The sequence below is a fragment of the Parviterribacter kavangonensis genome (assembly GCF_056863335.1).
In genome coordinates this window covers 417,661-431,607 of the sequence record NZ_JBXPJA010000002.1, presented here as the reverse complement: position 1 = coordinate 431,607, position 13,947 = coordinate 417,661, and the positions used below count along the sequence as shown (strand labels likewise).

The window sequence follows — 13,947 nt, the reverse complement described above, 5'->3', positions numbered from 1 at the left end:
CTTTGACGCGGCCCGCCAGCTGGAAGTCGCTCCCCCGCTAGCCTGTGCGATCGCCCCGCGCAACTTGCTTCCCGCCGCGGGGTTCTCTCTGTCCGCCCCACGTTCTTCGAGGAGGACTCCCGCCCCCATGCCCCGGAAGACCCCGTTCGCCTTGCTTGCGCTGCTCATCGCGCTCGTCGCCCTGCCGTCGACCGCGTTCGCAGCCAAGACCAAGGTGGCCGTCGGCATCGGTGATCAGAACGCCAGCACCTTCAGCCAGCCGAACTTCAAGAAGCTGAAGGTCAAGAAGGTCCGCTACTTCATCCGCTGGAACGCGATCGACAACCCCGGCGAGCTCGCCGCGGCCGACGCCTACGTCGCCGCCGCGAAGGCCGCCAAGGTCCGCGTTCTCATGCACATCTCGACGGACATCCTCACGCGCGCGTCCGAGGGCAGGGCCAAAGGCCTGCCGGTCGCGAAGCTGCCGTCGGTCGCGACCTACAAGAAGAAGATCCGCCCGCTCGTCAAGCGCTTCGGCGGCAAGAAGATCGACTGGGGCACGTGGAACGAGGTCAACCACGACTCGCAGCCGACGTACAAGAGCCCCAAGCGCTCGGCCCAGTTCTTCCTCGCCCTGCGCTCGATGTGCAAGGGCTGCAAGATCGTCGCCCTCGACGTCCTCGACCAGCGCGGCGTCGAGAGCTACATCAAGCGCTTCTTCGGCGCGCTGAAGAAGTCGCAGCGCCGGTACGTGTCCGTGGTCGGCATGCACAACTACTCCGACACGAACCGCTACCGCCAGAAGGGCCGCAAGAAGGGCGCCATCACGGCGTCGATCATCAAGACCGTCAAGCGCTACAACCGGCGCGCGAAGTTCTGGATGACCGAGACGGGCGGCCTCGCGAGCTTCGGCCGCAGCTTCCCGTGCGGCACGGCGAAGGTGTCGGTCGCGAAGGCCGAGAAGCGCCAGGCCAACGCGATCTCCGACATGTTCACGCTGGCCAAGCGCTACCGCGGCCAGGGCATCGAGCGCCTCTACTCGTACAACTACTGGGGCACGGACTGCCAGAGCCGGTTCGACGCCGGCCTCGTCCGTGCCAACGGCGCCGCGCGTCCCGCGTACAACACGTTCAAGAAGCGCGCGGCGAGCTTCATCCGCTAGGGCAGTTCCGTCAGCGCCCACCCGCGCAGGACGCGGGTGCCCCGCTCCCAGCCGAGCTCGCCCAGGCGGCCGGCGGGGAGCGGGAGGCGCTGGCCGAACGCCGGCGGCTGCTCGAGCCAGCGGCTCGTGAGCATCCGCAGGAGGTGCCCGTGGGCGACGACGCAGACGTCGCCGTCCACGCCGAGCACCCGCTCGATCACCCGGTCGGCCCGCGCGGCCACCTCGTCCGGGCTCTCGCCCTCCGGCGCCCCGTCGCGCCAGAGCACCCAGCCCGGCCGCTCCGCGCGCACGTCGACCGCCGTGCGCCCCTCGTAGGCGCCGTAGTCCCACTCCACGAGGTCGTCGAGCACCTCGTCCACGTTCACGCCGGCCAGCTCGGCCGTCTCGCGCGCCCGCTGCAGCGGGCTGCTCAGCACGAGCGCGAACCGCCTCGGCGCGAGGCCCTCCGCGAGCGCGCGCGCCGTCGCGCGGCCGTCGTCGGTTAGCGGCACGTCCGTCCTGCCCGTGTGGCGGTTGGCGACCGACCACGCCGTCTCGGCGTGGCGGACGAGGATGACGCGCGGCTCGGGGATCAGCCCTCGCCCGCGGCGGCGCGGTCGCAGACGATCTCGTCGAGGTCCTCGCCGAGGCGCGCGGACGGCACCGCCTGGTCGCCCGCGCGCACCCGGTCGAGCGCCTCGCGCTTGCTCTCGCCCGTGGCGAGCAGCACCGTGTAGCGCGCGCGCCGCAGCACCGGCATGGTCAGCGTGATCCGCTCGGGCGGCGGCTTGGGGCTGTTGCGGATCGGGATGACCGGGGCGTGCGCCGCCTCGGCCTCCGGCGCGCCGGGGAAGAGCGACGCGGTGTGCCCGTCCGGCCCCATGCCGAGCAGGACGAGGTCGAACACCGGCTTCTCCCCCATCGCGCGCACGATCTCCACTCCGTAGAGCCAGGCGGCGTCCTCGGGGCTCAGCTCGCCGCGCACCGGGTGCAGCACCGGATGGTCCTCGGCGCGGAGGTGGTCGAGCAGGCTCTCGCGCACCATCCGCTGGTTGGCCTCCTCGTGGTCGGCCGGCACGCAGCGCTCGTCGCCGAACCAGAGGTGCACGTGGCGCCATGTGCCCTGGATGTCGCCGAGCAGCTCGTACGCGCGCTGCGGCGTCGAGCCGCCGGCGATGGCGATGTGCACGTCGCGGCGCTGGGTGCGCGCGTCGTTGATGTGGTTCGCCATGACGTCGGCGGCGCGCCGCGCGGCGGCCTCCGCGTCCGGCAGCACGGTGAGCCTCGTCATGGTCCGTCTCCCGGGGCCGGCGCGTCGAGCGGGCGCAGCGGGTCGCGCCGGCGCGCGTCGAGCGGTTGCTGGTTCAGCGTGAGCTCGTGGTCGGCGCGGATCACGTGCATGACCGCGTTGATGAGCGCGAGGTGCGTGAACGCCTGCGGGAAGTTGCCGAGGTGGCGCCCGGACCGCGGCTCGATCTCCTCCGCGTAGAGGCCGAGCGGGCTCGCGTAGCCGATGAGCTTCTCGCACAGCTCGCGGGCCCGCTGCGACTCGCCGATCTCGGCGAGCGCGCTGACGAGCCAGAACGAGCAGATCGTGAACGCGCCCTCGACGCCGCGCATGCCGTCGTCGGTCTCCTCGACGCGGTAGCGCAGGACGAGCCCGTCGACCGTCAGCTCGTCGGCGATCGCGTTGACGGTCGCGACGATGCGCTCGTCGTCGGGCGGCAGGAACCGCACGAGCGGCGCGAGCAGCAGCGACGCGTCGAGCGCGTCGGTCCCGTAGTGCTGCACGAACACGCCGCGCTCGTCCAGGCCGTTCTCGAGCACGTCGGCGTGGATCTCGTCCGCGACCTCCTGCCAGCGCGTCGCCATCTCCTCGTCCTCGCGCAGGCGGGCGAGGCGCGCGCCGCGGTCGCAGGCGACCCAGCACATGATCTTCGAGGACGTGAAGTGCTGCGGCTCGCCGCGGACCTCCCAGATCCCGCGGTCGGGCTCGCGCCAGTGGGTGATCGCCTTCTCGACCTGCTTGCTCAGGATCGGCCAGAAGCGGTCGGGCAGGCCGTCGCGCGACTTCGTGTGCAGGTAGAACGAGTCGAGGATCGTGCCCCACACGTCGTGCTGGCGGTGCGTGTAGGCGCCGTTGCCGATGCGGACCGGGCGCGCGTTCTCGTAGCCGTCGAGGTGGTCGAGCTCGTGCTCGACGAGCTCGCGCTCGCCGCCGATCCCGTACATCACCTGCAGGTCGCGGTCAGCGCCGGCGACGTCGGCGATGAAGTAGAAGAAGTCGTTGGCCTCCCAGTCGAAGCCGAGCGTGTAGAGCCCCCACAGCATGAACGTGGAGTCGCGGATCCACGAGTACCGGTAGTCCCAGTTGCGCTCGCCCTGCGGCGACTCGGGCAGCGACGTCGTCGCGGCGGCGACCATCGCCCCGGTCGGCGCGTAGGAGAGGCCCTTCAGCGTCAGCGCGCTGCGCTGCAGGTACGGCCGCCACGGGTGGTCGGGGAAGTCGCCGCGCGCGAGCCACTCGTGCCAGAAGTCGGCGGTGCGGACGACGCGCTTGTAGGCCTCGTCGTACGTCTCGGGCGCGCCGTGCTCGCTCCAGCTCAGCGCCGCGAACGCGAACTCCCCTTCGTGCATCGTCGTCCTCGCGCGGGCGCGCGAGCCCTCGAAGCCGAGGCGCAGGTCCGTGTTGAGCCGCAGCTCGAGCGGGCCGTCGGCGCATTCGGCGCGGCCGATCGCGTGGTGGTAGCCGCCGTCGGCGTACTCCCAGTGCAGCTCGGTCCGGCCGTAGTCGCACACCGGCTCGCACTCGAGGTGCAGCTCCACCGAGCCCTGCACGCAGCGCAGCGTCCGCAGCAGCACGTGCTCGGCGTCCCAGTCGGTCGGAGCGCGGCGGTGCGTCTGCGAGCGCTCCTTCATGTCGTGCCAGGGACCGATGAGGAGCAGGTCGCGCTGGATGATCCACCCGGTGTTCGTCCCCCACGTCGTCTCGAGGATCATCGTGCCGGGCAGGTAGCGGCGGGACGCGGGGACGCGCACGTCGAGCGGCGCGAGCATGAACCCGCCGGCCTCGCGGTCGAGCATCGCCGCGAAGATGCTCGGCCCGTCGAAGCGCTTCAGGCACATCCACTCGATGTTGCCGGTGGGCGCCACGAGCGCGGCCGTCTCGCAGTCGGACAGGAAGGCGTAGTCCGCGATCGGAGGGAACGGGCTGCCCCCGAGCGGGACGTCGCCGACGATGCGCTTCAACCCGCGAGCCTCCGGGCGCAGCTCAGCGCGGGCTGGTAGGTCCGGTCGCGCAGCAGCGCCTGCCGGATGCCCTCGCCGAGGATCCCGCCCTCGCCGCGCGACGCGCCGAGGATCGTCCACGCGCGCTCGCGACCGTCCTTCGCCTTGCGCAGCGCCTTCAGCCCGCCCGCGCCGCGGTCGAGCGACAGGCTCGCGCCGTCGGCGGTCTCGATCGTCACGCCGGCGAGGCCGGGCACGTCCTGATGCGCGCACTCGAGCACGAGCCGCACGTCCTGGCGCTTGGCGCGCGCCTTGCCCATCGCGCGGTCCTCGTGGTGGACGAGCTCGACGGGCTCCCACCCGAGCCGGCTCGACAGCCACCCGAGGAACAGCATCCCGCCCGCCTCGGAGCCGGGCGCGTGCCGGACGGTCACGCCGGTGATAATCGAGAGCAGCCGTCGCGCGGCCGGCGGGTCGAAGTACGCGGCGACGCGCTCGCGCCACGGCGTCCCGCGCAGCCACGCCAGGTCGACGACGTACGCGCGCTCGCCGAGGTCGCCCGCGCGGCAGAGCGCCGCGGCGGGGTCGGGCTCGGCGACCGAGTCCCACATCACCGACTGCGCGAGCCCCAGGAGCGCGTCGACCGCCTCGGGGTGGCCGTGCGGCGACCACACGACCGTCGGGACGTCGGTCACCACGAGCGGATCGACGATCGAGCGCAGCCCCTCGACGTGGCGGTCGCCGACGCGGAGCACGACGGTCTCGCGCAGCAGGACGAACTTGCCGTGCTCGGGCTCGCCTTCGGAGACGACGCTGGCGCGCGCGTCGATCGTCTCGCGGCGCCGCTCGAGCGAGCACACGATCGTGCGACCCGCGTGGTAGCGCCCGACGCCGCGCAGGCGGTTGGCGATCTCGCCGCTCCAGTCGTGGTCGACGATGCAGATGAGGTTGATCGTCCGCGCGGGGACGTAGCCGGCGTTCTCGGCGTGCTTCTCGACCACGAGCCTGCGCAGCGCGGCCTCGACCGCGCCCGGCGACGTGTCGCGCTCGCTCCAGACGGTGTCAGATCGCGCGCCAGGCATCGCAGCCCGCCAGCATGATCCCGTTCGCCGCCTCGGGGCCCTGCCCCCCGGCCTCGTAGGTCTCGACGGGCTGTCCGGTCTCCGCCCAGGCCTTGAGGATCGGATCGATGATCTCCCACTGCGCCTCGACCTCGTCGTTGCGCGTGAAGAGCGTCGCGTCGCCGCGCATCGCGTCCATGATCAGGCGCTCGTACGCCTCGGGCGACTGCGAGAGGAACGTCGTCCCGTACTGGAACTCCATGTTCACCGGGCGGATCGACATCCGGGTGCCGGGGATCTTCGCGCCGAGCTGCAGCGAGACGCCCTCGTTCGGCTGCACCGTCAGCACGAGCGTGTTCGGCCGGACGCCGAGCGACCCGTTCTGGTCGAAGCCGAGGTGCGGCACCGGCTTGAGCGTCACCGCGATCTCGGTCACCTTGCGCGCGAGCCGCTTGCCCGTGCGCAGGTACATCGGCACGCCCGCCCAGCGCCAGTTGTCGACCTCGAGGCGCAGCGCGACGTACGTCTCCGTCTTCGAGTCCTCGGGCACGTCGGCCTCGTCGAGGTAGGCCGGCTCCTCCTCGCCGCCGACGCGGCCGGCAGTGTACTGGCCGCGCACGGTGATGTCCTTGACCGTCTCGAGCGTCGGCTTCTTGATCGCGTGGAGGACCTTGACCTTCTCGTCGCGGACGTCGTCGGCGCCGAAGTTCACCGGCGGCTCCATGCACAGCAGCGTGAGCAGCTGCAGCATGTGGTTCTGGACGAGGTCGCGCAGCGCGCCGGAGCTGTCGTAGTAGCCCGCGCGCGAGCCGACGCCGATGTCCTCGGCCGCGGTGATCTGGACGTTGTCGACGTAGTTGCGGTTCCAGACCGGCTCGAACATGCCGTTCGCGAAGCGGAACGCCATGACGTTCTGGACCGTCTCCTTGCCGAGGTAGTGGTCGATGCGGAACGCCTGATCCTCGGCGAAGTTCTCGAGCACGATGCGGTTGAGCTCGCGCGCCTCCTCGAGGTTCGTGCCGATCGGCTTCTCGATGATGACCCGGACCTCGGCGTCGTTGCGGCGGTTGAGGCCGTGCTCGCCGAGCGCCTCGATGATCACCGGGAAGAACGACGGCGCGGTCGAGAGGTAGAAGCAGCGGTTCAGCGCGAGGCCGGCCTCGTCGTCGTAGGCGTCGAGCGTCTCGCGCAGGCGGTCGTACAGGTCGCCCTGGTTGAACGTGCCGGGGACGTACCGCGCGCTCGAGAACAGCTCCTCCATGAGCGACTCGTCCGGCTCGCGGCGCGAGAACTCGCGGACGGAGTCGGTGGCGAGCTTGCGGAACTCCTCGTCGCTCATCTCGCTGCGCGACGAGCCGACGAGGTGGAAGCGCCCCGGCAGCGCGCCCTCGTGCGCGAGGTTGTAGAGCGCCGGCAGCAGCTTGCGGCGGCTGAGGTCGCCGGTGGCGCCGAAGATGACGAGCGTCGTCGGCGCGACCGGCAGCCGCTCCAGCCCCTCGCTGAGCGGGTTCTCGCCCTGCGGGTGCTGGGCGGCGGTGCTCACCCGTCCGCCCGCCGCTGGACCGCGTGCCCGCCGAACTGGGCGCGCAGCGCGGCGTTGACCTTCGCCGCGAAGTCGCCTCGCGACTGCGAGCTGTAGCGCTCGAACAGCGCCATCGTGATGACCGGCAGCGGCACCTTCTGGTTGACCGCGTCCTCGACGGTCCAGCGGCCCTCGCCGGACTCGGCGACGACGGGGTCGAGCGCCTCGAGGTCGTTGCCCTCCTGCTCGAACGCGTTGGCGGCGAGCTCGCACAGCCAGGAGCGCACGACGGAGCCCTTCATCCACAGGTGCGCGATCTGCGCGTTGTCGAGATCGAACTCGCTGGCATCGAAAAGCGCGAAGCCCTCGGCGTACGCCTGCATCATCCCGTACTCGATCCCGTTGTGGACCATCTTCACGTAGTGGCCGGAGCCGGTCGGGCCCATGTGCTGCCAGCCGCGGCCGTGCTCGTCGTCGTGCGGCGGGGCCAGGACGTCGAGGATGGGGCTGAGCCGCTCCACGGCGTCGTCGGGCCCGCCGACCATCATGCAGTAGCCGACCTCGAGACCCCAGACGCCGCCGCTCGTGCCGACGTCGACGTAGCCGATGTCCTTCTTGGCGAGCGCCTCGCCGCGGACCTTGTCGTCGGTCCACTTCGAGTTGCCGCCGTCGACGATCGCGTCGCCGGGCTCGAGCAGCTCGGCCAGCTTGTCGACCGTCTCCTGCGTCGCCTCGCCGGCCGGGACCATGATCCACACGAGCCGCGGCGCCTCGAGCTTGCTCACGAGGTCCTCGAGCGAGGAGGCCCCGCTCGCGCCGTGCCCCTCGGCCGCCTTGACCGCGTCGTCGCTGAAGTCGAACGCGACGACCTGGTGGTCCGAGTCGCGGTGGATGCGGTGGACCATGTTGCCGCCCATGCGGCCGAGGCCGACGAAGCCGAGCTGCACCGCTACAGCTCCTTCACGCGGACGACCGGCAGGCCGTGGCCGGTGAGCGTCTCGAGGTCGCCCGCGGCCTGCGCCTGCTTGAGGTGGCCGAACGTGTAGCCGGCTTCCGGGATCTCGATGTCGTCGGGATCGTCGGGGACGACCTGCACGAACAGCCCGTTCTTCGGGCCGCCCTTGTGGTACTGGCCGGTCGAGTGCAGGAACCGCGGGCCGTAGCCGAACGTGGTCGCGGCGCCGTGGTGCTCGAGGATCCGCCGGCGGACCGCGTCGACCTTCTCCTCGAGCTCGGCGCTCGGCGCGGCGTAGGCCATGATCGCGACGTACTTCGGCGGCTGCGCGTCCTTCGTCAGCGAGTGCGGGTCGCCGGCCTCAATCTCCGGGATGCTGCCCTCGAGGACGCGCTTGGTGTTGTCCTTGGCCTCCTGCACGTTGGGCTGGTCGAACGGGTTGATGCCGAGCACCCAGCCGCTCACCGCCGTCGCGAACTCGGCGAAGAAGAAGACCCGGCCGAGGTCCTTGGCGCCCTTGGTGTGGACGGTGATGACGGCGTGGCCGGCGTGCGCGAGCCCGCCGACCTTCTCGTCGAGCTTGCCCTTCTCGCCGCGCAGGTGCACGAAGACGCGGTCCTCGCCGTACTGCTCGGGCGCGCCGAGCGGCTCGCCGGCGACCGGGAGGATCCCCTTGCCGTGCTTGCCGGTCGACTCGGCGACGAGCTGCTCGAGCCACAGGCCGACCGGCCCGAGCTCGTCGTCGTCGACGATGAACGTCAGCTTGTCGCGCCCGCGGCTGGCGAGCTCGCCGAGCGCGACGCCGAGCCACAGCCCGCTGTTGCCCTGCTTCGGATCGCCGAAGCGGCAGCCCTCGGCGGCGACCATCGCGCCGTCGACGAGCGCCTCGGTGTCGGCGCCCATCACGGCGGCCGGCACGAGCCCGAAGTGGCTGAGCGCGCTGTAGCGCCCGCCGATGTCGGGGTCGGCCTCGAAGACGCGGCGGAAGCCGTGCTCGGTCGCGAGCTGCTGCAGCGGCGAGCCGGGGTCGGTGACCGCGACGAACTGCTCGCCGTTGCGGCCGGCGCGCTCCCAGAAGTAGCGGAAGTGGCTCAGCGTCTCGATCGTGCCGCCGGACTTGCTCGACACGATGAAGAGCGTCTTGTCGAGGTCGAGCGCGTTCTCGGCCTCGCGGACCGCCTTCGGGTCGGTGCTGTCGAGGACGTGGAAGCCGTCGGCGCCGAACGCGACGCGCAGCACCTCGGGCGCGAGGCTCGAGCCGCCCATCCCGAGCAGCAGCGTCTGCGTCAGGCCGTCGCTCTTGACCTCGTCGGCGAACGCCTGCAGCGCGGGCACCTCGTCCTGCATGCGCTCGGCGATCGTCAGCCAGCCGAGCCGGTTCGAGAGCTCCGGCGTGTCGGCGTCGCCGCCCCACACGCTCGGGTCCTTGTGCCAGATGCGCCCGGCGACGTCGTCGGCGACCGCCTTGCGGACGCGGTCGCGGACCGCCTCCTCGAGGTCGTCGGGCAGGTTCGAGTCGAAGGTTAGCGGGCGGTCGGTGACGATCGCCTCGCGCTTGGACTCGATGCCGGCCATGAGCTTGACCATCGGCGTGACGAACTTCGCGACGCCCTCGACGAGCAGCGTGTCCGTGACGTCGTCGATGTCGATGCCCGCGTCGGCGAGCTTCTTGAGGTCCTCGGTCGCGTCGAGCTCGGCGGTGTTGCCCTCGATCTTCCCGTGGTCGCCGACCGCCTGCATCGTGTCGGGCGGCATCGTGTTGACCGTGTCGGGCGCGATGAGGCCGTCGACGTAGAGCGTGTCGGGGTAGCGCGGGTCCTTCACGCCGGTCGACGCCCACAGCGGGCGCTGCAGCGGGCAGCCGAGCTCCTCCATCTTCGGCTTGAGCTCGTCGAGGAACAGCCGGTACGCGGCGCGCGCGTTCGCAAGGCCGGCGAGGCCCTTGAGGTCGTCCTTGCCGCCGATCTTGTCGAGGCGCTTGTCGACCTCGGTGTCGACGCGGCTGACGAAGAACGAGGCGACGGAGTGGACGTCCATGCTCAGGCCCTCGGCCTTGCGGCGCTCCATCCCGCGCAGGTACGCGAGCGCGATCTCCTTGTACGCGGAGACCGCGAACAGCAGCGTGACGTTGACGTTGACCCCGGCGTACGTCGCCTCCTCGATGGCGCCGACGCCCTCCGGCGTGCCGGGGATCTTGATCATCACGTTGGGCCGGTCGACGCGCTCCCAATAGTACTTCCCGGCGGTCAGCGTCTGCTCGGTGTCGTGGGCAAGGTCCGGCTCGACCTCGAGGCTGACGTAGCCGTCGAGGTGGTCGGTCTCCTCCCAGGTGGAGCGGAACACGTCGCACGCGGCCTGGACGTCGCGGACGACCATCGCGCGGTACGTCTCGCGGCCGTCGGCGCCGGACTCGGCCAGCTCGCGCAGCTGGTCGTCGTAGTCGTCGGAGCCGAGGATCGCCTTCTCGAAGATCGCGGGGTTCGACGTCGCGCCGCGCAGCGATTCCTCGTCGATCATCCGCTGCAGCTCGCCCTGCTCGATGAGCGATCGGCGCAGCAGGTCGAGCCACGGGCTGACGCCGGCCTGCGTCAGCGCGGCCAGGCGAGGGTTGACGTTGACGGCAGGGGTGCTCATGTCGTGACTCCCGTGTTCTCTCGCTCAGTCGCAGCCAGCAGCGCTGCGCCGCGCACGCCGGCCTCGTTCCCGTAGCGCGCGATGCGGATCCGCGCGCGCGTCCCGACCCCGGGCAACGTGAGGCGCCGCGCCGCGTCCTGCGCGGGCACGAGCAGGAGGTCGCCGGCGGCCGAGACTCCGCCGCCGATCACCACCTCGTCCGGGTCGAGGGTGTGCATGAGGTTCGCGATCCCGACGCCGACGCGCTCGCCGAGGATCCTCAGGACGTCGCGCGCCTGCGCGTCGCCCTCCTTGGCGGCGGTGACCGCCGCCTTCCCATCTTCGAAGCCGTGGTGCTTCGCGAGCGCCCCGAGCGCGTCGCCGTCGGCGGCGTGCTCGAGCGAGCCGCGCTGCGGCCAGTGCTCCGGCCTCGCCGGCGCGCCGTTGGCGACGTCCGCCGCGATCATCATGTGCCCGAGCTCCGCGGCGGCGCCGGTCGCGCCGCGGAAGATCTGCCCGTCGAGCACGATCCCGCCGCCGACGCCGGTGCCGATGGTGAACATGACGAGCACGCGCGGGATGGCGTCCGGGTCGGCGTGCGCCTCGGCGAGCGCGGCGCACGTCGCGTCGTTGTCGACGAAGACCGGGATGCCGAGTCGACTACCCAAGACCTCCCTGAGCGGCACCCCCGCCAGCGGGATGTTCACGCTGAAGCGCGCCGAACCGGTCGCGAAGTCCACGACGCTCGGCACGGCGATCCCCACCGCATCCGCCTCGCCCTGGCGCTCGATCATCTCGGTCAGCTGGTCGAGGAACGCGTCGGTCGACGTCGTGACGGTCGGCTCGACGTCCCGACCGCTCAGCTCCCCGTCCTCGAGCGCGGCAACGGCCACCTTCGTCCCGCCGACGTCCACGCCGATGATCCGGCTGCTCACGCTTCGCAGCATGCCACGGATGGCCGCGTTCCAACCATGCGGCGGGTGCGCCGGATGCCCGGGGTGGGACTCGAACCCACACGTCCTCACGGACCGATTCTTTTAAGGAACCAGCGTCTACCCATTCCGCCACCCGGGCGGGCCGACGCATCCTACGGGCTCGTCCGACCGCGTTGATCAAATGCGCGCTGTGCATTGGGAGGCGCAGGGCGCATGCTGCCGGCACTCCCGGATCTCGACGGCGCTGTCCATCTTCTGCGACGCAGTACACCGGCATCGTCGCGGCAGCGGCCGAGGCGATGCGCGACGTCACAGGGGGAACTCGCGAGGCGTGGACGCGCGCGAAGGGAAGCGGGTCGTGCACGGTCGTCACGTCCGCGTGGCTGCATTGGCCGATCGTGTTCCCGCAACACGGCCGGGGCCGCAAGCACGACCGCACGATCGACCTCGCGGCGTGGCAGCTGCGGCACACGACGAGGTGCCGGGAGATGTTCCTCCGCGGGCTGCTCGAGTCCGATGGCTGTCGCTGCATCGCGCGGCAGCGAGTCGGCTCGAAGGTCCACACCTACGTCAGGTACTCGTTCTCGAACCAGTCGGAGGACGTGCGGCGCATCTTCTGCGACCACCTCGACCTGCTCGGGATCGGCTGGACGCGTGCGACGCCGGCGCAGATCGCGATCGACCGGCGGGCGGACGTGGCGAAGCTGGATGCGTTCGTGGGACCGAAGATGTGAGCCTGCAAGGGGTCTTGCGCCCTTGTCATGGGGGTTCGTGAGAGCGGTCTCATGAAGGCGGTGGACGGGAAGGAGGCGCCGCTAGCCTGGTCCAGACGCGCAACTTCGTGGTCCCTCCGGAGTTGCAGATCCGACCCGCGTGGAAGCTTCAGCACTCACCCATGTCGGCGCCGCAGGTTTCCGCGGCCCCACGCCGCTTCTGCGGCTGCAGTCCGACGAGCGCCTGATCGTGCTCGTCCGGCGCGGGAACCATGCCGCGTTCGAGGCGCTCGTCAGCCGCTACCAGGCGCGGCTCCTGGCGTTCTGCCGGCACATGCTCGGGTCGCGCGAGGACGCCGAGGACGTCCTCCAGGAGGTCTTCGCCGCAGCGTTCAACGCGATCCTCGCGGACAGCCGGCCGATCAACGCGCGGCCGTGGCTGTACCGGATCGCGCGCAACCGGTCGCTGAACCACCTGCGCCGCCACCAGGCGATCGGCGTCGACTCGATGGACGTCCACGTCGCGGACGCCGGCCAGACGACCGCCGAGAAGGTGCACGAGCGCGAGGAGTTCCGTGCGCTCATCGGCGACGTGCAGGAGCTGCCGGAGACGCAGAAGACCGCGCTGCTGCTGCGCGAGATCGACGCGCTCTCCTACGAGCAGATCGCCGAGGCGATGGAGACGACGGTCCCGAGCGTCAAGTCGCTCCTCGTGCGCGCGCGCGTGTCGCTCGCCGAGATGGCCGAGGAGCGGCAGCTCAGCTGCGACCAGGTGCGCGAGGAGCTCGGCGAGGTCGCCGAGGGGCTCAAGCGCACGACCGCCCCGGTGCGCCGCCACCTGCGCCGCTGCGACCGCTGCGCGAACTTCCGCAAGCAGCTGCGCGAGACGAACAAGGCGCTCGCGTCGGTCATGCCGGTCGGGCCGCTGCTGCTGCTCAAGAAGCTCGTCCTCGCCCACCTCGGCACGACCGCCAGCGCGGGCGGTGCGGCCGGCGCCGCCACCGCCGCCGGCACGGCCGCCGCGGGCACCGCCGGCGCCGGCGCGCTGTCGGCCGGCGTCACCACCGTCGCCACGAAGGCCGCCGCCGGCATCGCCGCCGCGGCGATCGTCAGCGTCGGCGCCGTCGAGGTCAAGCGCGCGAACGTCCACACGCCGCACCCGCCCGCCGTCGCCGCGGTCGCCCCGGCCCCGGCGCCGGCGCCCGCCGCGCTCCCGGCCGTCAAGCAGACGCCGGTCGCCACGACGACGGTCGACGACGCGGCCGCCGCTGCCGCCGCCGAGCAGCGCCGCCTGGCCGCCGCGGCCGAGCAGCGCAAGCAGCTGCAGGAGGCCGCCGCGAAGGCCGAGCTCGTCACGCCGGACGCCGCGGCCGCCACCGCGCGGCCGGCCGCCGCGACCGCCGCCACCGATCCGGCGGCCGATCAGGCCGGAGCCGAGCAGGCGCCCACCATGCCGACCGGCGGCACCGAGCAGGGCGTCGACAGCACCATCCTTCCGGGCCAGCAGCAGGCCGGCCCCGGCACCGGCGGCGCAGAGGCCCCCGACGACGAGCCCATCACCGCCTCGGGCAACGAGTCGACCGCGACGACGGCCCCGGCTCCCGAGCAGCAGTCCCAGCCGGCGCCCGAGGAGCAGCAGCCCGCCTCGGAGCCGCAGACGACCACCGAGCCGGCCCCCGTCGTCGACCCCGCCGTGGTCCTCGAGGGCACCCCCGCCGTCCCGGTCGCTCCCTAGGCGACGACCGCGCGCGAGGCGGCCGCACGCGGCCCCGTCGAACGCAGGTCGATAGCGTCTCGCCG

At 71.9% G+C, this 13,947-nt stretch carries 11 protein-coding genes and 1 tRNA gene; 3 read left to right on the top strand and 9 right to left on the bottom strand.

All coding sequences use genetic code 11. From position 1 onward, the window contains the following. The first annotated feature begins 127 nt into the window (after positions 1–127). Positions 128–1,141, top strand: coding sequence for a hypothetical protein (locus AC1UE4_RS17915; RefSeq protein ID WP_482918669.1), 1,014 nt, complete (start codon positions 128–130; stop codon positions 1,139–1,141). Here the strand turns inward: AC1UE4_RS17915 and AC1UE4_RS17910 are convergent. From AC1UE4_RS17910 to AC1UE4_RS17870, 9 genes are all read right to left on the bottom strand, one after another. Next, positions 1,138–1,695: a histidine phosphatase family protein gene (locus AC1UE4_RS17910; protein ID WP_482919045.1), complete on the bottom strand. Its 558-nt coding sequence runs from the start codon at positions 1,693–1,695 to the stop codon at positions 1,138–1,140. The two genes, AC1UE4_RS17915 and AC1UE4_RS17910, sit on opposite strands and share 4 nt — an antisense overlap. A 17-nt stretch (positions 1,696–1,712) precedes the next feature. After that, positions 1,713–2,411, bottom strand: a complete 699-nt coding sequence (pgl, locus tag AC1UE4_RS17905; RefSeq protein ID WP_482918668.1) for a 6-phosphogluconolactonase — start codon at positions 2,409–2,411, stop codon at positions 1,713–1,715. Continuing rightward, positions 2,408–4,390: a glycoside hydrolase family 15 protein gene (locus AC1UE4_RS17900; protein WP_482919044.1), complete on the bottom strand. Its 1,983-nt coding sequence runs from the start codon at positions 4,388–4,390 to the stop codon at positions 2,408–2,410. Before AC1UE4_RS17900 ends, pgl begins: the two co-directional genes overlap by 4 nt. Beyond that, on the bottom strand, positions 4,366–5,430 hold the full coding sequence (locus AC1UE4_RS17895) for a glucose-6-phosphate dehydrogenase assembly protein OpcA (protein WP_482918667.1): 1,065 nt from the start codon (positions 5,428–5,430) through the stop codon (positions 4,366–4,368). The genes AC1UE4_RS17900 and AC1UE4_RS17895 overlap by 25 nt, the downstream gene beginning before the upstream one ends. Further along, positions 5,411–6,952, bottom strand: a complete 1,542-nt coding sequence (zwf, locus tag AC1UE4_RS17890; RefSeq protein WP_482918666.1) for a glucose-6-phosphate dehydrogenase — start codon at positions 6,950–6,952, stop codon at positions 5,411–5,413. Before zwf ends, AC1UE4_RS17895 begins: the two co-directional genes overlap by 20 nt. Further along, complete coding sequence (gnd, locus tag AC1UE4_RS17885; protein WP_482918665.1) at positions 6,949–7,878, bottom strand: phosphogluconate dehydrogenase (NAD(+)-dependent, decarboxylating); 930 nt, start codon at positions 7,876–7,878, stop codon at positions 6,949–6,951. The genes zwf and gnd overlap by 4 nt, the downstream gene beginning before the upstream one ends. A 2-nt stretch (positions 7,879–7,880) precedes the next feature. Beyond that, positions 7,881–10,520 (bottom strand): bifunctional transaldolase/phosoglucose isomerase, encoded by a 2,640-nt coding sequence (locus AC1UE4_RS17880; RefSeq protein ID WP_482918664.1) that lies wholly within the window; start codon positions 10,518–10,520, stop codon positions 7,881–7,883. Next, positions 10,517–11,434 (bottom strand): ROK family protein, encoded by a 918-nt coding sequence (locus tag AC1UE4_RS17875; protein ID WP_482918663.1) that lies wholly within the window; start codon positions 11,432–11,434, stop codon positions 10,517–10,519. Before AC1UE4_RS17875 ends, AC1UE4_RS17880 begins: the two co-directional genes overlap by 4 nt. Positions 11,435–11,489: 55 nt before the next feature. Continuing rightward, positions 11,490–11,573 (bottom strand) — tRNA-Leu (locus tag AC1UE4_RS17870). A gap of 160 nt (positions 11,574–11,733) precedes the next feature. Between AC1UE4_RS17870 and AC1UE4_RS17865 the strand changes: the two genes are divergently transcribed. Both AC1UE4_RS17865 and AC1UE4_RS17860 read left to right on the top strand, forming a co-directional pair. Beyond that, positions 11,734–12,168, top strand: a complete 435-nt coding sequence (locus AC1UE4_RS17865; RefSeq protein WP_482918662.1) for a hypothetical protein — start codon at positions 11,734–11,736, stop codon at positions 12,166–12,168. 139 nt (positions 12,169–12,307) lie between these two features. Then, the gene (locus tag AC1UE4_RS17860) at positions 12,308–13,882 is read left to right on the top strand and encodes a sigma-70 family RNA polymerase sigma factor (RefSeq protein WP_482918661.1); all 1,575 of its coding nucleotides are present in this window, start codon (positions 12,308–12,310) and stop codon (positions 13,880–13,882) included. Positions 13,883–13,947: the final 65 nt, after the last annotated feature.

Coding starts and splice junctions, on each gene's coding strand:
- AC1UE4_RS17915 (WP_482918669.1), top strand. CDS start 128: ATGCCCCGGAAGACCCCGTTCGCCTTGCTTGCGCTGCTCATCGCGCTC.
- pgl (WP_482918668.1), bottom strand. CDS start 2,411: ATGACGAGGCTCACCGTGCTGCCGGACGCGGAGGCCGCCGCGCGGCGC.
- AC1UE4_RS17895 (WP_482918667.1), bottom strand. CDS start 5,430: ATGCCTGGCGCGCGATCTGACACCGTCTGGAGCGAGCGCGACACGTCG.
- AC1UE4_RS17880 (WP_482918664.1), bottom strand. CDS start 10,520: ATGAGCACCCCTGCCGTCAACGTCAACCCTCGCCTGGCCGCGCTGACG.
- AC1UE4_RS17865 (WP_482918662.1), top strand. CDS start 11,734: ATGCGCGACGTCACAGGGGGAACTCGCGAGGCGTGGACGCGCGCGAAG.